This is a genomic window from Bradyrhizobium sp. S3.7.6 (genome assembly GCF_054061875.1).
The window spans coordinates 304,287-323,882 of the sequence record NZ_JBSSEQ010000003.1 but is presented as its reverse complement, the minus strand read 5'-3'; the positions used below and the strand labels follow the sequence as shown (position 1 = coordinate 323,882).

Annotated in this window: 21 protein-coding genes and 1 pseudogene; 14 read left to right on the top strand and 8 right to left on the bottom strand. The window is 59.6% G+C overall.

The genetic code is table 11. The features are described 5' to 3' along the window. Positions 1 to 117 precede the first annotated feature (117 nt). Entirely contained in the window at positions 118 to 510 is a 393-nt protein-coding gene (locus tag ACVJ5M_RS45095) for a transporter family protein (protein ID WP_354081186.1), read from the top strand. Then, complete coding sequence (locus ACVJ5M_RS45090; RefSeq protein WP_354081184.1) at positions 477 to 818, top strand: transporter; 342 nt, start codon at positions 477 to 479, stop codon at positions 816 to 818. The genes ACVJ5M_RS45095 and ACVJ5M_RS45090 overlap by 34 nt, the downstream gene beginning before the upstream one ends. A 397-nt stretch (positions 819 to 1,215) precedes the next feature. Here the strand turns inward: ACVJ5M_RS45090 and ACVJ5M_RS45085 are convergent, their stop codons facing one another. From ACVJ5M_RS45085 to ACVJ5M_RS45075, 3 genes are all read right to left on the bottom strand, one after another. Next, on the bottom strand, positions 1,216 to 1,338 hold the full coding sequence (locus ACVJ5M_RS45085) for a hypothetical protein (protein WP_354081182.1): 123 nt from the start codon (positions 1,336 to 1,338) through the stop codon (positions 1,216 to 1,218). Positions 1,339 to 1,565: 227 nt separating this feature from the next. Beyond that, the gene (locus ACVJ5M_RS45080; RefSeq protein ID WP_354081180.1) at positions 1,566 to 1,757 is read right to left on the bottom strand and encodes a hypothetical protein; all 192 of its coding nucleotides are present in this window, start codon (positions 1,755 to 1,757) and stop codon (positions 1,566 to 1,568) included. Positions 1,758 to 2,041: 284 nt separating this feature from the next. Further along, positions 2,042 to 2,707: a TetR/AcrR family transcriptional regulator gene (locus tag ACVJ5M_RS45075; RefSeq protein WP_354081178.1), complete on the bottom strand. Its 666-nt coding sequence runs from the start codon at positions 2,705 to 2,707 to the stop codon at positions 2,042 to 2,044. Between the two features lie 337 nt (positions 2,708 to 3,044). Between ACVJ5M_RS45075 and ACVJ5M_RS45070 the strand changes: the two genes are divergently transcribed. The 4 genes and pseudogenes from ACVJ5M_RS45070 (at position 3,045) to istB (ending at position 8,267) form a co-directional block, all read left to right on the top strand. Next, positions 3,045 to 3,917, top strand: a complete 873-nt coding sequence (locus ACVJ5M_RS45070) for a fumarylacetoacetate hydrolase family protein (RefSeq protein WP_354081175.1) — start codon at positions 3,045 to 3,047, stop codon at positions 3,915 to 3,917. 37 nt (positions 3,918 to 3,954) lie between these two features. Next, on the top strand, positions 3,955 to 5,808 hold the full coding sequence (locus ACVJ5M_RS45065) for an outer membrane beta-barrel protein (protein WP_354081173.1): 1,854 nt from the start codon (positions 3,955 to 3,957) through the stop codon (positions 5,806 to 5,808). A gap of 57 nt (positions 5,809 to 5,865) precedes the next feature. Next, positions 5,866 to 7,356: pseudogene (gene istA / locus ACVJ5M_RS45060) on the top strand (IS21 family transposase); the annotation flags it as partial. Between the two features lie 8 nt (positions 7,357 to 7,364). Beyond that, entirely contained in the window at positions 7,365 to 8,267 is a 903-nt protein-coding gene (istB, locus tag ACVJ5M_RS45055) for an IS21-like element helper ATPase IstB (protein WP_456679757.1), read from the top strand. Here the strand turns inward: istB and ACVJ5M_RS45050 are convergent. Further along, complete coding sequence (locus ACVJ5M_RS45050) at positions 8,161 to 8,466, bottom strand: integrase core domain-containing protein (RefSeq protein WP_456679763.1); 306 nt, start codon at positions 8,464 to 8,466, stop codon at positions 8,161 to 8,163. The two genes, istB and ACVJ5M_RS45050, sit on opposite strands and share 107 nt — an antisense overlap. Before the next feature lie 103 nt (positions 8,467 to 8,569). On the opposite strand from ACVJ5M_RS45050, the gene ACVJ5M_RS45045 reads away from it, so the two are divergent. Then, on the top strand, positions 8,570 to 9,943 hold the full coding sequence (locus tag ACVJ5M_RS45045) for an IS30 family transposase (RefSeq protein WP_210168703.1): 1,374 nt from the start codon (positions 8,570 to 8,572) through the stop codon (positions 9,941 to 9,943). Here ACVJ5M_RS45045 and ACVJ5M_RS45040 read toward each other — a convergent pair. Both ACVJ5M_RS45040 and ACVJ5M_RS45035 read right to left on the bottom strand, forming a co-directional pair. Further along, positions 9,873 to 10,541 (bottom strand): IS3 family transposase, encoded by a 669-nt coding sequence (locus tag ACVJ5M_RS45040; RefSeq protein ID WP_162479148.1) that lies wholly within the window; start codon positions 10,539 to 10,541, stop codon positions 9,873 to 9,875. The two genes, ACVJ5M_RS45045 and ACVJ5M_RS45040, sit on opposite strands and share 71 nt — an antisense overlap. Continuing rightward, the gene (locus tag ACVJ5M_RS45035) at positions 10,490 to 10,840 is read right to left on the bottom strand and encodes a transposase (RefSeq protein WP_063981905.1); all 351 of its coding nucleotides are present in this window, start codon (positions 10,838 to 10,840) and stop codon (positions 10,490 to 10,492) included. Before ACVJ5M_RS45035 ends, ACVJ5M_RS45040 begins: the two co-directional genes overlap by 52 nt. A 184-nt stretch (positions 10,841 to 11,024) precedes the next feature. Here ACVJ5M_RS45035 and ACVJ5M_RS45030 point away from each other — a divergent pair, with 184 nt between their 5' ends. The 3 genes from ACVJ5M_RS45030 (at position 11,025) to ACVJ5M_RS45020 (ending at position 14,579) form a co-directional block, all read left to right on the top strand. Next, a complete protein-coding gene (locus tag ACVJ5M_RS45030; protein ID WP_354079412.1) occupies positions 11,025 to 12,050 on the top strand; it encodes an IS110 family RNA-guided transposase in 1,026 nt (341 codons plus the stop codon). A gap of 660 nt (positions 12,051 to 12,710) precedes the next feature. Beyond that, positions 12,711 to 13,022: a DUF736 domain-containing protein gene (locus ACVJ5M_RS45025; protein WP_354079414.1), complete on the top strand. Its 312-nt coding sequence runs from the start codon at positions 12,711 to 12,713 to the stop codon at positions 13,020 to 13,022. A gap of 366 nt (positions 13,023 to 13,388) precedes the next feature. Further along, positions 13,389 to 14,579 (top strand): DUF932 domain-containing protein, encoded by a 1,191-nt coding sequence (locus ACVJ5M_RS45020; protein ID WP_354079608.1) that lies wholly within the window; start codon positions 13,389 to 13,391, stop codon positions 14,577 to 14,579. Between the two features lie 226 nt (positions 14,580 to 14,805). On the opposite strand, the gene ACVJ5M_RS45015 is transcribed toward ACVJ5M_RS45020, so the two are convergent. Then, a complete protein-coding gene (locus ACVJ5M_RS45015) occupies positions 14,806 to 16,902 on the bottom strand; it encodes a hypothetical protein (RefSeq protein ID WP_354079416.1) in 2,097 nt (698 codons plus the stop codon). A gap of 168 nt (positions 16,903 to 17,070) precedes the next feature. On the opposite strand from ACVJ5M_RS45015, the gene ACVJ5M_RS45010 reads away from it, so the two are divergent. Continuing rightward, complete coding sequence (locus ACVJ5M_RS45010; protein ID WP_354079418.1) at positions 17,071 to 17,694, top strand: hypothetical protein; 624 nt, start codon at positions 17,071 to 17,073, stop codon at positions 17,692 to 17,694. Positions 17,695 to 17,927: 233 nt separating this feature from the next. Here ACVJ5M_RS45010 and ACVJ5M_RS45005 read toward each other — a convergent pair whose 3' ends face one another. Next, complete coding sequence (locus ACVJ5M_RS45005; RefSeq protein WP_354079420.1) at positions 17,928 to 18,179, bottom strand: helix-turn-helix domain-containing protein; 252 nt, start codon at positions 18,177 to 18,179, stop codon at positions 17,928 to 17,930. A 159-nt stretch (positions 18,180 to 18,338) separates the two neighbouring features. Between ACVJ5M_RS45005 and ACVJ5M_RS45000 the strand changes: the two genes are divergently transcribed. The 3 genes from ACVJ5M_RS45000 (at position 18,339) to ACVJ5M_RS44990 (ending at position 19,549) form a co-directional block, all read left to right on the top strand. After that, entirely contained in the window at positions 18,339 to 18,611 is a 273-nt protein-coding gene (locus ACVJ5M_RS45000) for a DUF2285 domain-containing protein (protein WP_354079422.1), read from the top strand. Between the two features lie 163 nt (positions 18,612 to 18,774). Next, positions 18,775 to 18,969: a transcriptional regulator domain-containing protein gene (locus ACVJ5M_RS44995; protein WP_247447574.1), complete on the top strand. Its 195-nt coding sequence runs from the start codon at positions 18,775 to 18,777 to the stop codon at positions 18,967 to 18,969. A gap of 13 nt (positions 18,970 to 18,982) precedes the next feature. Further along, positions 18,983 to 19,549 carry a DUF2285 domain-containing protein gene (locus ACVJ5M_RS44990; RefSeq protein WP_354079424.1) on the top strand — a complete coding sequence of 189 codons (567 nt, stop codon included), beginning with the start codon at positions 18,983 to 18,985 and terminating at the stop codon, positions 19,547 to 19,549. Positions 19,550 to 19,596 lie beyond the last annotated feature (47 nt).

Here is a 19,596-nt window from a genome sequence, read left to right as displayed (position 1 = left end):
ACTCTAGGTCATCGTTGTACTTGTGGGTCGCGCAGCGTGCGCGGCGAACGAGCACGGCCTTCTGAATGGTTTTTGAGCGTTGCGGCAAAGGCCGCGACATTAGGGAGGAGAAATACAATGCTGAAGCAGAGCTACGCAGTTGCTGTTGCAGGAATAGCCGCGCTGTCAACGACCCCTGCGCATTCTTACGAGGCAAGTTCAGCCGTGGCAATGCCCGGGCTGTTCATCGGAACGGCCGCAGCGGCGCCACCGCCGGGCATCTACGGCTTCGATCGCGTAAGTACGCTCCAATCGAACATCGCGGGCCCGGTGACCAAGGTCATTGGAAACGACACGGGCCTTCAGGTCGGCGCCATTACCCATGGCTTTCTGTTTGTCCCAGGCTGGACATTTCTCGGCGGTACCTATGATGCGGCGCTGGCCGTGCCAATCAGACGCAAAGTGTCGGAAGTCCGGTCAACACCCAGGCAAGCGGCATGTACAACACCTATATCGCGCCGATCGAACTGAGCTGGAAGTTGGGAGATACCGGATTCTTTACCAAGGTTGGTTTAGGCACGTATTTGCCGGACGGCACTCAAACAGGTCTCGCCAAATTGAGCAACGTCGGTGATCCGTACTGGACGTTCATCCCGCAATTGTCGTTCTCCTACCTGAAGAACGGATGGAATTTCACGGCAAATGTCTACAATGAGATGAATACGGCAAGTTCCGTGACCGACTGCACCACCGGCAACATCTTCCACGTCGACATCACGGCAACAAAGCAAATCGATCGGTGGACCATCGGTCCGGTGGGATCTATGTCGGGCAGATAACAGGCGACAAATCGAGCGCGTTCTAACCGGATCCAGAGCTCGAACCGCTATGATCGCGTCGCGATCGGCGCCCTAATAGGCTACGATTTTGGCCCTGCGCAAGTTCAGGTATGGGCCACGGAGCAAGTCTATACGGCGACATCCGGTGCGACCTCCAGAGGGCCGGTCAATCTCTCCTCCGTTCCAAATGGCTTCAGCCTGGCCGCGACTCTCCGTTATCGCATCTGGGCTCCAGATCAGGAGACTCCGCCGAATAACCGGCCCTTCTTCGTAAAGTAGAACCTGGTCAACGTCGCCAACTGTCCCCGGCGATGCCCCGCCGGGCATGCGGACGAAGCTCGATGCCGCGGTGCATCTTGAAGATCCAAAGATCAAGACTGGCAGGCCGGAACGTCTGCTATTCCTCCATAGACTGGCCAAGGCCGCCGCTGACCTGTGCGGCGGCCATTTTTCCGCGTTCTTCCCATCGCACCTTGGCTTGCTGTACGCTGGCGAAGTCAAGTGGCCGGGCCATGTTCATGGAGACCTCGTATTCAGCTCGAGCCGCACACCCGCTCGAGACCAATCGCAGGCCGCCCCGACTGCCTCGACAAATACATCTGCCGAAACGTACTTTGCATTCGCTGTAAACGGCCGAGATTCTTGACAACTAATGCACCTTGCGGAGGCGCGTATGTTTACGGAAGGTCAGATTCGACGCTCAACCGTTTCGGCGTTCGTATCGGCAGTGCTGAAATATACCGCGTGTTAGAGCAGATCCCGGAAATCGCCGATGCATTGGTCATCTGTTGTGAGATGTCCGGCGGCGAATTCTACATGCCGCCGTTCGTTGCTCTCAAAGCGGGACTGAGACCCGATGGAGGCTTGAAGGATCGAATCGCTGGCAAGCTGCGTACCGATGCCAGTCCTCGGCATGTCCCGGATGAGATCATCAGGCACCCGCCATTCCTTACACGTTGACGGGCAAGAAGATGGAGGTGCCGTGCGTAAGGTGGTCATGGGTGTACCGTTGGAGCGGGCCGCAAGCACCGACGCCATGCGGACCCGGCTTCACTGAATTGGTTTGTGGAGTTCGCTGCGCGGGGTAGAGCGATGCGCGGCTCTGTCTAGAGCGGCACTAGTAGCCTGTTATCCAGGTTGCTTTGTCAGGAGGGCGTTGTGAAGCTCGAAATCGTTCGCCGGCGCCAAGGCAGAGGCTGCGCGACGCAGCGCTGTCAATCCCACTACTTCGACCGCGGCTTCATGCCCTGTGCGAATATCCTTGCGACGAACTTGCCGTATTCTTTCGTCAATTCAGCATCGAAGCGCTCGCGGCCGAAGACTTGCTCAACGAACCCTCGTTCGCGAATCGGGAAAGCGCAGATGGCGATCACCATCATGCGAAAGAACTGAAGCTCCCTTAGCGTCATTCGAATGCTATCGGTACTGCGGATGGCTTGCTCAATTCGAGCGGTCGGGGAGTCGATAAACGCATCTCTGATCTTGGCGCCACCGGGAGCACCGAGTCGGCTGATTTCCCTCACCAGGAGATCGTGCATGTAGGGAACACTCTCGATGATCCTCATCATCACGGTCATGACCTGATCGATGAGATCCTGGATGTCCCCGCTAGGAGGAATCTCGTACTGGCTCCTCTTGAAATCGTCGATGAATGTCAGCGCGACCGTGCTTAGAACGTCGTCCTTGCTGCCAAAATAATACCGGACCAGCGCGGGATCGACCTTCGCCGCCCGGGCGATATCGATGCGGGATATCGCGTCGGGCGGACTCGTTCGGAGCAGTTCTCGCGTGGCCGCAATGATCTTCTCCCGCAATGCCTGCGAGTCATCCTTGGGCGGGCGCCCCTGCCGGCGCTGCGTCTTCGGCTGTTTGGTCGCCCTCTTACTCATTCAAATTGCGTCGGCGCGCACGGCGTATGGCCCTTGACACTCTTCTCTCCTTCATGGCAAGAAACTCATAATTCCTCTATAAAGGAATTAATTAGGCGGCGCTTCAGGCGGCAGATGACCCGGGGACGGGCCGGTCGACCCGGTTTCCGTGAAGATCGCACGATGCGCTGACAGAAACGGGGTGAGGGAGGGGATCGCCCATAGGTAACACGGCACTTTGGCGATAGCCCGAAACGAACATCCATCCGCCAGATGCCTGGCAAGCGCGCGTGGACGCGCCGCCCTGACGCGCGGCCGCTCATCGCAAAATTTGACTTTCTCCAGGAGAGAGACACGAATGAAGCTCCTCAGATACAAGCACCAGAACCGTGTTGGTGTCGGCGCGTTGGCCGAGCAGGCGGTCGTCGATTTGACTGACGTGGCCGGCGGTGCACGCGATCTGGCCCCTCTGATCGAGGGGTGGTGCGCTCTTAAAGATGTTGTGGTCAGACATCTCCGCGCGGCACCCCGGATTCGCCTATCCGACGTCAAGATTCTCGCACCCATAGCTCGCCCCGGCAAGGTGCTGGCGATCGGCTTGAATTACGCCGACCACATCCCGGAGACCGGCAGCAAAACACCCGAGCAGCAGCTATGGTTCGCGAAAGCGACCACCGGCATCAATGGTCCTTACGACCCAATCGATCTTCCGATAGCTTCGTCACGGCTCGACTATGAGGCCGAGCTGGTTGCCGTAATTGGCCGCCGCGCCAAGCACGTCGCCGCGGCCCACGCGCGCGGTTGCATATTCGGGTTCTGCGCCGGAAACGACGTCTCGGTCCGCGATTGGCAGCAGCATAGTTCCCAATGGTGCGTCAGCAAATCGTTCGACACGCACGCACCGATTGGGCCCTGGATCGTTACTTCCGAGGAGATCGGAGATCCTCATCATCTGGACGTAAAATGCCTGGTCAATGACGAGATCCGCCAGCACTCGAATACCCGCCACCTCGTTTTCAACGTATTCGATCAGGTCGAATACCTCAGCCGCGCAATGACGCTGGAGCCCGGCGATCTCATCTTCACCGGGACGCCTGGTGGCGTTGGTGCGGCGATGAAGCCGCCGGCCTTTCTGAAGGCAGGGGATCGCACGCGGGTCGAAATCGAAGGGATCGGGTTCATCGAAAACACAGTGGTGCCGCAGCGCATCGACTCCGGGAGCGCGAACTGATCGCGCTGACCGAATCTGCAGATGATGGAGAAGCGTAATGCCCAAGGTCTTCCGAATTGGCTACATCGAACTGGCTGTCTTGAGAAACCTGCATTGGACGATGCCGATCGCTTCGGCAGTTGCATTGGTCGGTCCCGGTCCGGTATCGGCTGCGGACCTCTCCTATAAGGCTCCGGCCCCGGTTCAAACGGTCGGCAGTTGGACCGGCTTCTACGCGGGTCTGAACGGCGGCGGTGGCTTCGGCTCGACCGGCGCCAACGAGTTCGGCATGAGATTTGGCGAACTCGGCTTTCCCGGTGCGATGGGCGTCTACGATCTTGGCCACACGATGAGCGGCGGCCTCGCCGGCGGCCAGGCTGGCGTCAACTGGCAGATCAACAATTGGGTCTGGGGTTTCGAGGCCGATCTCGACTGGGCCAACATCGGCGGTCGCCAGACAATTTCAGGTCCTGTGGTGGCCGCGAACAACGGGGGCAACAGCTTTCCGGGTAACTTCGTCACCGCGAGCCAGACCATCGACGCATTTGGAACGGTGCGTGCCCGGGCCGGCTTCCTGGCGAGGCCCGACCTCCTGCTCTATGGCACCGCCGGCCTCGCTTATGGTGACGTGGGCGCGCAAGGCGACTTCCATCTTCATAGACCGGACGCCTTCCGGGATTTCGGAGCGTCAGGCCACGCATTCCAGGTTGGCTGGACCGCCGGCGCGGGCGTCGAGTACAGGTTCGCCCCGCACTGGACGGTCAAGGGTGAATACCTCTACTACGATCTCGGCAACCACTCGCTGACATCGGACTACGGAACGCCGACCATGGTGCGTGGATTCCAGTCGCAGTATGATTTCGCGACGCATGGCAGCATCGCGCGCGTCGGCGTGAACTATCATTGGGACGCAGCTCCCGACGGGGTCGCGGTAGCGACGCCTGGCATGCCGGTGAAGGCGCTCAAGGCGCCGCCGCCGCTTGTGCTGTCGCCATGGATCATTGAAGTCGGCGCGCGCTACTTCTACAGCTCCGGGCGTACCCGTTACACGCTGGGCCATCCGTTCGTGCCCGGGCAGGTCAATTCGCAGTTGACGTACAAGAATCTCGGCAGCCACGCAGGGGAAGCCTTTGCCCGGCTGGATCATCTTTCCGGATTCTTCGCCAAGGGCTTCGTCGGCGCGGGCAACATCAACGGCAGCATCAACGACGAGGATTTCCCGCCGGCGATGCCGCTGTATTCCAACACCGTCAGCAACGTCAACAACGGCAGCCAGGCCTATGGCACCGTCGATGCCGGCTACAATTTCTGGAAAGGGTCGAGCTTCAAGGTCGGCGGCTTCCTCGGCTACAACCGGTTCTACGAGAACGTGAATGCCTATGGCTGCACGCAGGTTGCGGGCAATCCGTCTATTTGTACCCCGGCGGCTTCCGGGAGCGTGCTGGGTCTCAGCAAGACCGAAACCTGGGACTCGCTGCGTGTCGGCTTGAACGGTGTGATCAATCTGGCTCCGCAGTGGAAGCTCACATTGGACGGCGCCTATCTGCCCTTCGTCCACTTGAGTGGCTTTGATAACCACTGGATGCGGCCGGACATCAACCCGGAGCCGCAGTCGGGCGATGGCTGGGGCTACCAACTCGAGGGCATCGTCTCCTATGATGTGACGCAGAACTTCAGCGTCGGCGCGGGTGGCCGTTACTGGTACGCGAAGACGGACAACGGCACGAGCAAAGTCCATGGCGTGCTGGCGGTCCCGACGACCTTCACCTACGAACGCTTTGGCGGCTTCCTCCAGGCCTCCTACAAGTTCGGCGAGCCTCCCGCCGGGGCGTCCGGTACTGAGCCGAATAGCGCTTGTCATTCGGCCTGCAATATTGACCCCCTAAGCCGGGGGATCGGCGTCCAAAATTGACCCCCTACAGGTTGGTCTGTTGCGCTGCCTGCTTCGTAACAAAGCAGGTGGTGGGGGATGCTGGTCGTGGAGACGATTGCGCGGATTCGGCGCGAGCACTTCATCAAGGGCAAGACGATCAAGGAGATCGCACGTGACCTGAATGTGTCGCGGAACACGGTCCGGAAGGTTCTGAGGTCGGGAGAGACCTCCTTCGAGTATGAGCGGCAAGTGCAGCCGCGGCCAAAGCTCGGACGATGGGCAGTAGAACTTGACGGGCTGCTTGCGGCGAACGTGGCTAAATCCGCTCGTGAACAGCTGACGCTGATCCGGATCTTCGAAGAACTGCGCGGCCGCGGCTATGAGGGCGGCTACGATGCGGTGCGGCGTTACGCCAGGCGGTGGAGCAAAGAACGCGGGCAATCGACCGCGGCCGCTTATGTCCCGCTGAGTTTTGCGCCGGGCGAAGCCTACCAGTTCGACTGGAGCCACGAGGTGGTCTTGCTGAGCGGCACCACGGTGATGGTGAAGGCCGCCCATGTCCGGCTCTGTCACAGCCGCATGCTGTTCGTGCGGGCCTATCCGCGGGAGACGCAGGAGATGGTGTTCGATGCCCACGACCGGGCGTTCGCCCTGTTCAAAGGCACCTGCACCCGCGGCATCTACGACAACATGAAGACCGCCGTAGAGACGATCTTCGTCGGTAAAGGGCGTCTCTACAATCGCCGCTTCCTGCAGATGTGCAGCCACTATCTGGTCGATCCGGTCGCCTGCACGCCAGCGTCCGGCTGGGAGAAGGGGCAGGTCGAGAACCAGGTCGGGCTGGTCAGGGAACGCTTCTTCACGCCGCGGCTGCGGTTCAAAAATCTCGACGAGTTAAACGCCTGGCTGCTCGACAAATGCATCGCTTACGCCAAGGCTCATCGCCATCCGGAGCTGGTCGATCAGACGATCTGGGAAGTGTTCGAAGCCGAACGCCCCAAACTCGTTCCCTATGCTGGCCGCTTCGACGGCTTCCATGCAGTTACGGCGTCGGTCTCGAAGACCTGCCTGGTGCGCTTCGACAACAACAAGTACTCGGTCGCAGCCAGCGCAGTCGGACGACCCGTCGAGGTTCAAGCCTATGCTGATCGCGTCGTAATCCGTCAGGATGGACGCATTGTTGCCGAGCACCCGCGATCCTTTGGCCGCGGCGATACCGTCTACAACCCCTGGCATTATGTGCCGGTTCTCGCCCGCAAACCCGGCGCCTTGCGCAACGGTGCTCCCTTCAAGGACTGGGTGCTACCGGCCGCGATCGAGCGGATCCGGCGCAAACTCGCCAGCACTGATGACGGCAACCGGCAGATGGTCGATATCCTCAATGCGGTGCTGACCGACGGCCTTCCCGCGGTGGAAGCTGCCTGTGCCGAAGCACTCAGTCATAGCGTCCATTCCGCCGATGTCGTGCTCAATATCTTGGCCCGTCAACGTGAACCCGCCCCACCGGCCAACATCATGACGCCGGCCGCACTGACGCTCCGTCATGCACCGATCGCCGATTGTGCCCGCTACGACAACCTCCGGAGGACCATCTGATGGAACGAATCCAAATCTTCGACCTCATGGGCGAACTCAAGCTCTATGGCATGAAGGCTGCCTTCGACGAGATCATGGCAACTGCCATCAAGCGCCAGCACGAACCTCAGCGCATTGTCGGCGACCTGCTCAACGCCGAGATCAACGAGAAGCAAGCCAGGTCGATCAAATACCAGCTCACCATTGCCAAGCTTCCGCTTGCCAAGGACATCGCCGACTTCCAGTTCGACGGCACGCCGATCAATCAGACTCTCGTCAATGATCTTGCTGGCGGCGGCTTCATCGCCCAACAACGCAACGTCGTGCTGGTTGGCGGCACCGGCACAGGCAAAACCCACCTGGCCATTGCCATCGCCAGAAGCTGCATCCGATCCGGTGCCCGCGGCCGCTTCTTCAACGTAGTCGATCTCGTCAATCGCCTCGAGACCGAGACCCGCAACGGACGGCAAGGACGGCTCGCCGAGCATCTGACCCGGATGGACTTCATTGTGCTGGATGAACTCGGCTATTTGCCCTTCGCCCAGTCCGGTGGCCAGCTTCTCTTCCACCTCGTCAGCCGGCTCTATGAGCGCGCCTCCGTCATCGTGACCACCAATCTCGCCTTCGGCGAATGGCCGAGCGTGTTCGGCGACGCCAAAATGACCACCGCGCTGCTCGATCGGTTGACCCATCACTGTGACATCGTCGAGACCGGCAATGTCAGCTGGCGCTTCAAAAGCCGCGACGACGATCACGCCACCCGCGCTCGTCTCGTCTCCGCTATCCCGGCCAGCTCCAACGAGCCGAGCGCTACCGTCAAACCGCGGCGCACGAAGGGGTCAAAATTGGACGCCGATGTGGAGTGGGCCCCTCGGAGCAGACGGGGTCAGGCTGCTGGTTTGACCGTTCGCCGGGTGTGTTGATCCTCGAATTGCACAGGACTGAGAAACCGAGTGCCGAGTGAAGCCGTCGACGGTTGTAAACCTCCTCAAGGAAGCGCGGAAGGTTTTCGGCAACGTCGATGAAGGTTTCGAATGCCATCGGATAAACGGCTTCGACCTTGAGTGTCTTCATGAAGCTCTCCGCCGTGGCATTGTCGTATGGGTTGCCGCGCCGGCCCATGGAGCCGATCAAGCCGTGGGCGGCAAGATGATCGCGATAGGCAGCCGCAGCGTATTGGGCGGATTCAAACGGTCGTCGCAACACTCGGAGGTTGGAGGTTGCGATGAACGTTGTAAGGCGCCGATCGGCGCGGTCAGGACGAGCCCCATTGCCATCGCCAGGACGGCCGTCTGTTGCAGGACGCGATGAACAGAATAGATTTTGGCTGGCGATTGCCGCGGGGCTAAGCAGCGAGGATGCTGCGCTGGAAGCCGGATTGTCACAACCTGTCGGAAGCAGATTATTCCGAAAGGCGGGCGGCATGCCACCAGCGATGTTCAGATCTTCGGCAAAGGTACTCTCCGGGCGGTACCTCTCATTGGTAGAGCGCGAGGAGATCGCACTCCTCAAGGTGCAGGGCCATTCCAGGCAAGAGATTGGACGTCGCCTGGGGCGGGCTGCTTCGACAATATCCCGTGAACTGCGACGCAACGCGGCTACCCGCGGCGGCGGGTTGGAGTATCGGGCAACAACTGCCCAATGGCATGCGAATCGATCCGCCCGCCGACCCAAGCCGACCAAGCTTGCGCTCAATGCAACCTTGCGCACTTATGTGGAGGAGAGACTTGCTGGCGGCGTCGTAGCCCCGAGCGGCGCGCTCGTTCCTGGTCCCGCCGTTCTGTGGAAGGGCCGCCGGCATGGCCCACGCAAGGATCGGCGATGGGCCAAAGCCTGGAGTCCCGAGCAGATTGCCCGACGCTTGCCGATCGACTTCCCGGACGACAAGACGATGCGCATCAGCCACGAAGCTATCTATCAAGCTCTCTTCGTTCAGGGCCGTGGGGCACTGCGCCGCGAGCTGACGGCCTGCTTGCGAACCGGGCGTGTATTACGGATGCCCAGGGCGCGCGTACGCAGGCGAGGCAAGGGTTTTGTCTCGCCGGAGATCATGATCAGTGAGCGCCCTGCTGAAGCTGCCGATCGAGCAGTGCCGGGACATTGGGAGGGAGACCTCATCCTCGGTCTTGGCAGCTCGGCAATCGGCACGCTGGTCGAGCGCACGACGCGCTTCACGATGCTATTGCACCTTCCCCGGTTGGCGGGGCACGGCGAAGCTCCGCGCGCGAAGAACGGACCTGCGCTCGCGGGACACGGGGCCGAGGCCGTGCGCGACGCGATCACGCGCACCGTCATCACCTTGCCCGAAGAACTGCGTCGCTCGCTGACCTGGGATCAGGGAGCCGAAATGGCTCAGCACGATCGTCTCAAGATCGATGCGGGTATCCAGGTCTACTTCTGCGACCCGCAAAGCCCTTGGCAGCGCGGTACTAACGAGAACACCAACGGGTTGCTGCGACAGTACTTCCCGAAAGGCACAGACCTCAGCATCCATAGCGCCGACGAGATATCCGCTGTGGCAGCGGCCCTCAATGCCCGTCCGAGAAAGACACTAGGCTGGAAAACGCCGGCGGAGGCGCTTGACGAATTGCTGTTATGAGTGAAAACAACTGGTGTTGCGACGACCGTTTGAATCCGCCTTGTGATCCACGATCGGAATGATGCACGCAGCCGGGAGGTGGTTTGCGGCCTTCGATCGCGGCGGCCAGGGCCGCGAGCGTCAGCCGGGCGTCGATCGAGCGGCTGATGGCGTATCCGACCACTCGCCGTGACCAGGCATCCAAGATGACGGCGACATAGACAAAGCCGCCGGCGATGGCGACATATGTGATATCGGCCACCCAGAGTTGGTCGGTACCGGTGGGAGTGATGTCGGTGGCGAGATTCGGGAAGGTCGGCTGACCGTGATCGCTGTCTGTTGTCACCATGAAGCGGCGACGTAATCTCGGCTGAAGGTCATGCTCACGCATCAGGCGGCGGATCTTCTTGTGATTAACGATCAGGCCCTGCTGGCGAAGCGCAGCCTGGACGCGACGCCAGCCATAGTGCTCGAATTCGTCGCAGATAGTGGCGATCGCCTCAACGATCGCAGTATCATCGGCCGCCTTCTCAGAGCGGTCATAGTAAGTCGAGCGCGCAATCCCCATCAGCCGACATCCTTCCGTGACGGAGAGGCCGCGGGGCCGGTGATCGCGGATGTAGGCTCGCTTCTCCTCCGCGGTCGTGCATGCAGAGCCCCCTTTAGAAACTCGAGCTCCAGGGCCTGTTTCCCGACCAGCCTCTCGAGGGCGGCAATTCGCGCCTCATAATCCTGGAGAAGATCGGCCGCCGCCAAATCTTCATCGAGAGCGCCTGCCTGAAACTTCTCGACCCAGATCCGGATCAGATTGCGGGAGATGTCATGCCGCTTCGCGAGCCCGTGCAGCGTCTCGCCGCTCAGATACTCTTGCGACACCTGCCGTTTGAACTCGACGCTGTGGGTTCGGTGCTTTGCCATGGGCCTTCATCCTCTGAAAGCCCGGCCGTCCGGTCAATTACTGAAAGCCAACCTGTCCCCCCTGGAGGGCCCACTCCAATGAGGGGTCAAATTTACAGACGATGACGTAATTGCGGTCAGCGCTCGGGGCACGAAGCTCCCTTATCGTCGAGCTCTCGCAATCAAGCGATTCGGAGGAGCTGTCATGAGGCAATACGTCGGCCTGGATGTCTCGCAAAGGGAAACTTCAGTGTGCGTAGTCAACGAGACGGGTCAAGCGATTTTTGAAGGAAAGGCCAAGTCTGATCCCGGCGATCTGTCCAAGCTGCTTTGTAAACATGCGCCACTGGCGGAGCGTATCGGCTTTGAGACAGGCGCGATGGCGAGCTGGCTTTGGCACGAGCTTCGTAGGGTTGAACTCCCCGTCGTTTGCATCGATGCAAGGCATGCACACGCAGCACTGTCGGTCCGCATGAACAAGAGCGATCGGAATGATGCTCGGGGCATTGCCGAACTGGTGCGGGTTGGGTGGTATCGCGAAGTCAAAATCAAGAGCGAGGAGAGCCAGAAGGTTCGAGCGATTCTTGTCGCGCGATTCCGCCTTGTGTCCATGCGCCGGGATATCGAGAACCAGGTCCGCAGTCTGATCAAGGAATGTGGGTTGCTATTCCCTCGCGCCATTGGCCAACAGTTCCGTAACCAGGTCGGCGAGCTATTGGGCGAAGGTCATCAACTCCTCAACGTGATCGGGCCGCTCCTGTCGATTCATGAGCATATCTGCCAGCAGCAGCGCAAATTCGACGACGAGGTCCGCCGATTGGCAAAGTCTGACGAGACGACGCGTCGCCTGATGACGGTTCCTGGTGTCGGCGTGGTGACTGCCTTGACGTTCCGCCATACGATCGATGACCCGTCCCGCTTCCGATCGGCCTCGACAGTCGGCGCCTATCTCGGCCTCACACCTCGGCGCAACCAATCGGGTGAAACTGACACTAGTGGCAAGATCTCCCGATGGGGCGACAGGCTTCTCCGAACCTACCTGTTCGAGGCAGCGACCGTCCTTCTCCATCGGACCAAAAAATGGTCTTCCCTCAAGGCCTGGGGAATAAAGCTCGCGAAGCGGGTCGGTATGAAAAAGGCAAAGGTCGCCATTGCGCGCAAAATCGCTGTGATCCTCCACTGCATTTGGGTCGATGGTACGTCGTTCGACTGGGGCCACGCGCCGGCCTGACCTCATTTTGCAAGTTCCTGGCCCGGTCCGCCGGGCCCGGCGATGTCCCGCTGGGACGGTGGTCGTGGTGACCTCGGTCAATCGGCTGGTGGCGGGCCTCGCCCGCACGCCGTTGCAAACGATGAGGCACCCGATCCGGACATCATCATGAGGCGCTTGCGACCTCGGAAAGGACCATGACCCCAGCGACGGGCAGTTGATCGCATTGAGATTTAGGTAACGGCTAAGCGGCCCACGACTACCGAGCTGGCTATCGATCTACCAGCCGCGCTCGCCCCCGTCTCCGCAACCCCGACCCGCTCCGACGGGTCGAGCGCTACCGTTTTGCCGAATGGCTTTCAAAAAGAGAATTGACATCAATCCGCAATTAAAGGGCCGATTGACACCGTCAGTTCATTCATGACGCGTCCAACGCAACCTCGAATGGGCTGATCAGGCCCGAGGGCCGGCAAGAGCCTCGATCGCCTTCCCGCAACGGCTGCGCCTGCTTTTTTCCCCTGCCGCGAAGGGGCGGCATTCCTCGCGGAAGACAAAAAAGCAGGCTATCGCCGTCCTCCGCTGTCGCTGCGGGCCTGAAGGCTGCGGGCCGATCGCTCCCCGGGCCAAGGATCGCCATCGAGGCTGCGATGGGCGCGGCCCGAGCAACAAACGGAGACTACCATGGCTACCATCGGCACCTTCACCGCTTCGGACAATGGCTACATCGGTTCGATCAAGACGCTGACCCTGAACGTCAAGGCAAAGTTCGCGGCATCCGAGAAGGACAACGACAAGGCGCCCGACTACCGCATCTTCGCCGGTACGACCGAGCTCGGTGCCGCCTGGAAGAAGACCGCCCGCGAGACCGATCGCGAATACCTCTCGGTCAAGCTCGACGATCCGACCTTCCCGGCCCCGATCTACGCCTCGCTGGTGAAGGTCGAAAGCGACGAGGGCTTCGCCCTGATCTGGTCCCGCCGCAACGGCGACTGATCCCGCGGGATCTTCAGCCCCGCCTCCTCGGAGGCGGGGCTCTTTTGCATTTCTTGCGCCGCTTTGCAGGAAGAAAAGCATTTTTTCTTTGAGGAGATTGCTAAGGGCTCCGCCCTCGCGCGGCCAAGGGTGAAGCACGCTTCGCGTGCCGGCCGGAGCGGTATCCCCGGTCTTCCGCGCAAAGAATCTTCATGACGACGATGTCGTCAGGCGCGTGCAGACGCGCGCTTCCGCGCGCCCTTGTCAGGCGGGTGATCCCCCTCCACTCCGGCCGCCCTTGCCCTTGCTACCCAGGTCTCGCCGACGGGCAGGGTTGCAGCGCAGCGCTGCGCTTCAACCTCAGCCCATAGGAGAATGACCATGAACATGATGACTTTGTCAGAAGGCCAACAGTCTGCTTCCGGCGGTTTTCGCGTGGACGTATCGCGCGGCCAGCGGATCGGCCGCGTGTCGTCCGAGTGGTTTGCGCGACCGGATGACGAGCGGTATTTGAACCTGCCGGCCCTGTATGAGGCAGTGCGCGGACGAGCCGAACGCGCGCAGGCACGGACGGTGGAAAGCCGCACCATCCGAGTGGAGGCGAGCCGGGACAATGCCGAGCGGCTGGCCCTCACTGTGCCGGGACGTGATGAGCCGGTGGCGCCGACCCATTGGAGCTTTGGCCAGTTGTGTGCGCAGGTCGGTGCGCCGACCTCCTATCTGAGGCAGCTTCCCGCGGCCTTGTCCGCCATCAACCTGCAACACGGCTTGCTGTCGCATCGCGCCGAACTCGTGAAAACCTTGGAGACCAATAACGGACGCATCGAGCTTTGTGCGGTTACTGGGCCGGACTATGGCCGTATCTGGGATCATGAGTTGATCGCGGCCGTCATCAAGATCGCGGGCAACGGCACAAGTGACACGCGTTGGAAGGTCCCCGGCGTGATGGACTGGGCGACCATGACCCACAATCCCTTTGTGGACGTGACCAAGGAAACGACCACGCTCTACGCTAGTGACCGCGACGTGTTCCTGTTTCTGGTCGACGACACCAACCCAATCGAGGCGGGGCGCCTGCCGGATGGATCACCGGATTTGTATTTCCGGGGGTTCTATTGCTGGAACAGCGAGGTGGGGAGCAAGACGCTTGGGATTGCGAGTTTCTATCTTCGCGCCGTCTGCATGAATCGCAATTTGTGGGGTGTCGAGAATTTCGAGGAGATCACCATCCGGCATTCCAAATTTGCCGCACAACGCTTTGCGCACGAAGCCGCCCCTGCGTTGACGAACTTTGCCAACTCGTCACCCGCACCATTCGTCGCCGGCATTAAGGCGGCGCGGGAGCGGATCGTTGCCCGGACTGACGACGACCGAGAGACCTTCCTCCGCAAAGGCGGGTTTTCCAAAGCCGAGACAGCGAAAATCATCGAAACCGTTCTAGGCGAGGAAAATCGCAAGCCGGAAAGCATCTTTGATTTCGTGCAGGGCATCACTGCGTTTGCCCGCGGCAAGGCTCATCAGGATGCCCGGCTTGAGCTGGAAAGCAAAGCAAAGCGCTTGATGGAACGCGCGATCTGAAGGTATAGGCCGCGTGACCGTTTTTCGGTTGCGCAGCCCAGTTATCCAGGCCTGATGTGCCGCCGCCGATCTGGCAAGCCGGATCGGCGGCGGTGACGCGGATCCGCATCCGGCGCTCGCCGGGCCTTCGGCCCGGCTCGCGGACGATCTGACGATCGTTTTTTCAGCATTTCATGGAACTGATAAGCAAAAGTAGCGGCACGAGTCGCCGCTCTCTCCGCTAAGCCTATCTAAATCCGTTTCCGAGTTGATGGAAGAAACCTCCAACCGCCCCGACGGGGTTGGTCGCCAATATCGTAACGCTCTTGGCCAATTCACCAGCCGCATGTCCAACACCACTATCAGTTGGGAATGCTTTCTTGGCCAAATCGCCTACGTCGTTCGCGACCTTCTTAGTTGCTTCGTCGTACTTTCCGGCTTCGGCTTGAATGCGGCCAAGAAGTTTGACAACCTCATTATTCTTCCCGGGACCCTTGGTGATGTCGTTCCAGGCGTTCCTTATGAACTTCATGATCTCCCCGTTTGGTCCGATCTCCAGGTCGCCAACTTCGATCCGAATGCCGGGCAAGTCAGGGCAGGGTTGTCGCATAGTCGCATTCCAATGATCGGTTGCTGCCTTTCGCAAGCGATCCAGGAAATCACTCGGCGGCGACGGGAATGGCTGATTGGCCAGCGAGACGCTAAAGCTAGTCGAAATTCTATATCCCTCAGTGGTGAGTTCGGCAGCAAGATCATCCAACGATAGCGATGCGAAGAGACCCTCGACGATGCTCAACGGCGCCGTCGAGCGTTCTTCCTGTTTGGTTGGAGATACGAGCGGCATCACGATAGGCGCGCCAGCAATAAGGGACGGCGCAAGGGGCTTCTCGCCGATGAGCGCGCCCACTTTGGCTCCGATCTGGGGGACAGTGGCGACTCCGTCGCCGATCTTGAGCTTGCCATCGGTTCTGGCATCAATATCGAGCAGCCCGCAGCTCAGAACTGGTCCCGCAAGCGCAACCGAGTGCCCCTCAAATTCGAACTTCGTGGTTCCGAACCAGGCATGGAGCGTTGTGCTCGCCGAACCCTGCATTCCAATCGACGTCCCGATACCGCCACCAATTAATGGATCGAAGTGGACGTGAACGGGCGCGTTGAATGATGCACTGACAGGTAAGATCAGATAGGGTCCATGCTCTTTGTCGAGAGCGGCATTGGGCTTTGCAAAGCTGACATGGCCTTCGATTCTTCCGGCATCCTGGATCTCGGCGAAAAAGCCGCCTTCGCCAAGAATGTCGTCGCGCCACTTCTTATCAAATAGGCGGCCCGAGATTGATTTCCCCTGAATTGAGATGTTGAAGCTGGACAAAGCAGTGGCAAGTTCGTCGGTCAATTTCGCGAACGCTTGACGCCCGATAGTGACGGCCACGTCCCGCGCGAAAAGCTTGTCCAGCACGCTTGCCTTCGCAGCAACGTCCTGGCTCGCTCTGTCGAGATCGTCTGCCTTCATTTCGTCAGGCAGGGTAGCCGCAAGGACATTTGGCGTTTGGCGCGTGGGACCTGGCGTTGCGGTCAAGACTATCCCTTTGGAAGTGAACACCGGTGCAACTATGGTCAGCCATTGCTCAAAATGAAAGGGTGAAGGCGTGGCCGCGAAAACCACCGTACCGGCGTTGTTATCGCCAAAATGCTGCGTGATCGTCTGAGGTGAGCCAAGCGAAAACGCTACACGCGGACGGTAGGTCGCCTTCCATGCCAGCTTGTCGAACAGGAAGGATAGGATTCCGGCGGTAATGGTATCGCTGGCGAACTGGCGCCCTCGGAAATTCAGAAAGCCGTACTGGATCTGGGGAATAACCCTTACTGGAATAAATTTGAAATTCGCGGCATTCGTTGGACCATCCTCCGAGGTGGAGGCTTCCTCTGTCGCGCCGGCATAGTAGACAAATCCCTCTACATTGAGGCCCACCGAGATGCCGCGTTTGGAATCGGATGCGGTCAGATCGAGTTGTGCCATCATCCGACCAGGCTCTGTCCGAAGCACGGCGGATTTCACGGACAATCGGATCTCGCCATCCAGGCGCGTGGAATAGACCGTAATAGTTTGGCCCGAGAGCCCGGCGCTGATCTTGTCGAACATCGACTTGTGCAGCGCGATAAAGGCGCCGTCGCCCTCGAGCTGTTTGAAGCTATGGATGCCGTCCAAGCTTTGATGCAGGCCGACATATTCTGCTTTGGCCGTCTCAGTCAGCAAATATTCACGCTGATAGGTGGCATAAAGGCCCGCGCCGCCGGCAAGTACCAATCCGATCAAGGTCACGGCAATCCAAAGGTTTCGTCGCATTTTTGCTGTCCAGGAATCATGGTTTAATGAATGGAAATGGGTGAGATCATGGACCTTACTTAAGTTGAGTCCAGTAATTTTTTATCGTCCTGCGTGAATTATTGACCTTTACCTCTTTCTTAAGCGAGGGGCATTCTGTAAGGACAACCGATTGCGCGGTGGGGGCGTATGACACAGATTCAGCTCAGTAAAGTGTGGCTCGTCGTTAGCGCAGCGTTACTCTATTACGCCCTGAATTCATGGATCGTGGCGCAGGGCGGTAATGAGGTGTTTGGTGCCAAGCTTGTTCTCTCGCAACGAGTGCCAGCTGCAATGCTGGCAATTCTTGTTTGCTCCGTTCTCGCAATTGCCTCATCGGCAATTGGGCTTCTCTATGCACGCCGAGGCGGCGGCCGATGGCACGAACGCATTCCCGTTGTAGGCTTTGACGAGATCGACACGGCTTCAACTGAAGGGAAGGTGTATCAAGGATCGATGTTGGTTCTTCTCTCCTTCATTCCCTTTGTTGCCATGATCTACTTCTGGCACTCGTTTGTGACTGCAAAAATAATGCTGAACGATGGCAGCAAGAAACTCATCAGTCTCTGGAGTCTCCAATGGCTCTGGGATGGTTCCGTAAGTGATCCCGCGCGAATTTGTACCGACTTCAGCAAAGACGCTTCTGATCCTTGCACGGGAAGCGCAACGATTCTTCCAGGACTTGAGCCAAGTTTCTTCGCCGCCCTCACCCTCGCGGCTCTTGCGATCGCTATTCGACATTGGACAGTCGTTTTGCGACGTCACCGCTCGTAGTATCCGTTAGACACGCGCCTCACCAGGGAGCAGGGAGGCGTCTTCCCGAAGTATTTCTTCTCCGCAAGCTTGCTCTATATGCGTCTCGGAACGTCCCCGATGCACGCAGCTGTTGCCTGGTTTCAGCCAGGTGGACCCGGCGAGCAGCAAGCGGATCTGCGGCAGTGGCCCGCCCGGGCCTCTGGCCCGACTGAATCATGCCTGCTATCGTTCAGGATAGATTCCGAGCTCGATCATTTTCGCTTCGCAGGTGTTGACCGCTCGTTTCGCGCCTCCTCGTCCGGGACGACGAGATCAACGTGACTGACTCCCAACGTGCTGGCGAGCTCAAACAGAGTGACCACAGTTGGATTGCGGCGCCCCCGCTCTAAGTCGCTGATATATTGTTGGGTAAAGCCGGACATTTCGGCGAATTTCTCCTGCGTGAAGCGCTTCTGCTTCCGCAGTCTTGCGAAATTCCGACCGACCAACTTGCGCATGTCCATCGGCGCAAGTTGCGGCTTTACATACTATGAGGTTTATCTCCTATAATATGTATTCAACTATCACGTGCTGGCCCCCACCGGCGGAATGCGGCTAAATTTGGACGCGTTCACCACTCTGGCGGCCAAGCGTCTAGAATCGTTGTAAGTGGATTGGAAGCCATGATGAAGCCGCCGCTCGATCCCGACATTGCGGACGTTGCCCCCTCGGATCCGAAGCTAACGCCCTATGACGAGCAGCATGTCGTCACATACATTCGCATTCTGCAGGCGGAGGGTGAGGGGGCGGACTGGCGTGAGGTCGCTCGAATCGTCTTGCACATCGATCCGGAGCGAGAGCCGGATCATGCACGTACCGCATATCAGAGTCATCTTGCACGCGCCAAATGGGTGACCGAGCAGGGACGTCTTTTGCGTGGCGTCGGCTCAAAATAGAAAAATCGCCGACTAGAGGCGCGCAGCCGGAATGCTTTTCTTCCGCTTATCGGTGGTCATGCTCATGCACCACGTGGTGCCAAACTAGGGGCTTCCTACAACCGCGTCGTTTATAATTATTGCGCCGCAATCCTTGTTAGCTGCATGCAATGGGGCGGAAGCAATGCCTGAATTCGACTGGCGATCGCCGGATTCATTTAAGAGCCTAGAGAACGCTGAGATCACTGAAATCGCCTGGGTAGGCCTTCGTATGAACGTGGACTATCAGCGTGACTACGATGCGATCATCGCTAGCAGCTCAGATGGTGGGGTGACCGAGGAATTCAGGAGGAGGTGGGGCCTCTGCTTTCGCGCATGACCCGCAAAGGTCGTTGCGCGAGCAGACAATCTTTTGGGCGCCCGAGGTTCTGCCGACCGTCGTCCCGGTCGCTGTAAGCACTTCAACGCTTGGTCAAGGCCCAACGTCTCAGCCACCGTTTGATCTTGCAACTGGCCACGTGCGCCGTGCCGCTGACGGCTGGCACGCCGTGCTGCAAATTGGTTCGGTGGAGCATCGCATCTGGTCGAAACAGCCGCTGACCGCAGGCGCTCGCTATGCGGCTGAGCTGCCATTTGACGGCGATTTGGAGACGCGCGCGCATGCCGCCACGCGGCTGTGGCGCGTGATGAATGGACGCGCGCCAGGACCTCCGTTTCATCGCGTGCCCAAACAGCGGCGCGAACGACTGTGCGCAGCCCTTCGCGCGGCCGCCGCGTATCTCGCCGGCGCGACTTATCGCAGCATCGCAGAAGCTCTGTTTGGCAAGGCGCGCATATCGGATCGTGCCTGGAAAACACACGATCTGCGCAGCCGAACCCGTCGCCTTGTACAAAGCGGCCTCGCATTTGTGCGCGGCGGCTATCGCAAGCTGCTTCGGCCCAGGCGCAGGGACGAGTAGCGCTCTTTCTGAGGTGCCGAAAATCGACCCCTCGATATTCGGCATCC

Bases quoted from the DNA above. Each gene is read 5' to 3' on its own strand.
- ACVJ5M_RS45095 (WP_354081186.1), top strand. From the start codon at position 118: ATGCTGAAGCAGAGCTACGCAGTTGCTGTTGCAGGAATAGCCGCGCTG.
- ACVJ5M_RS45090 (WP_354081184.1), top strand. From the start codon at position 477: ATGTACAACACCTATATCGCGCCGATCGAACTGAGCTGGAAGTTGGGA.
- ACVJ5M_RS45085 (WP_354081182.1), bottom strand. From the start codon at position 1,338: ATGAACATGGCCCGGCCACTTGACTTCGCCAGCGTACAGCAAGCCAAG.
- ACVJ5M_RS45075 (WP_354081178.1), bottom strand. From the start codon at position 2,707: ATGAGTAAGAGGGCGACCAAACAGCCGAAGACGCAGCGCCGGCAGGGG.
- ACVJ5M_RS45070 (WP_354081175.1), top strand. From the start codon at position 3,045: ATGAAGCTCCTCAGATACAAGCACCAGAACCGTGTTGGTGTCGGCGCG.
- ACVJ5M_RS45065 (WP_354081173.1), top strand. From the start codon at position 3,955: ATGCCCAAGGTCTTCCGAATTGGCTACATCGAACTGGCTGTCTTGAGA.
- istB (WP_456679757.1), top strand. From the start codon at position 7,365: ATGGAACGAATCCAAATCTTCGACCTCATGGGCGAACTCAAGCTCTAT.
- ACVJ5M_RS45050 (WP_456679763.1), bottom strand. From the start codon at position 8,466: ATGGGCCGGCGCGGCAACCCATACGACAATGCCACGGCGGAGAGCTTC.
- ACVJ5M_RS45045 (WP_210168703.1), top strand. From the start codon at position 8,570: ATGAACGTTGTAAGGCGCCGATCGGCGCGGTCAGGACGAGCCCCATTG.
- ACVJ5M_RS45035 (WP_063981905.1), bottom strand. From the start codon at position 10,840: ATGGCAAAGCACCGAACCCACAGCGTCGAGTTCAAACGGCAGGTGTCG.
- ACVJ5M_RS45030 (WP_354079412.1), top strand. From the start codon at position 11,025: ATGAGGCAATACGTCGGCCTGGATGTCTCGCAAAGGGAAACTTCAGTG.
- ACVJ5M_RS45025 (WP_354079414.1), top strand. From the start codon at position 12,711: ATGGCTACCATCGGCACCTTCACCGCTTCGGACAATGGCTACATCGGT.
- ACVJ5M_RS45020 (WP_354079608.1), top strand. From the start codon at position 13,389: ATGATGACTTTGTCAGAAGGCCAACAGTCTGCTTCCGGCGGTTTTCGC.
- ACVJ5M_RS45015 (WP_354079416.1), bottom strand. From the start codon at position 16,902: ATGCGACGAAACCTTTGGATTGCCGTGACCTTGATCGGATTGGTACTT.
- ACVJ5M_RS45010 (WP_354079418.1), top strand. From the start codon at position 17,071: ATGACACAGATTCAGCTCAGTAAAGTGTGGCTCGTCGTTAGCGCAGCG.
- ACVJ5M_RS45005 (WP_354079420.1), bottom strand. From the start codon at position 18,179: ATGGACATGCGCAAGTTGGTCGGTCGGAATTTCGCAAGACTGCGGAAG.
- ACVJ5M_RS45000 (WP_354079422.1), top strand. From the start codon at position 18,339: ATGATGAAGCCGCCGCTCGATCCCGACATTGCGGACGTTGCCCCCTCG.
- ACVJ5M_RS44995 (WP_247447574.1), top strand. From the start codon at position 18,775: ATGCCTGAATTCGACTGGCGATCGCCGGATTCATTTAAGAGCCTAGAG.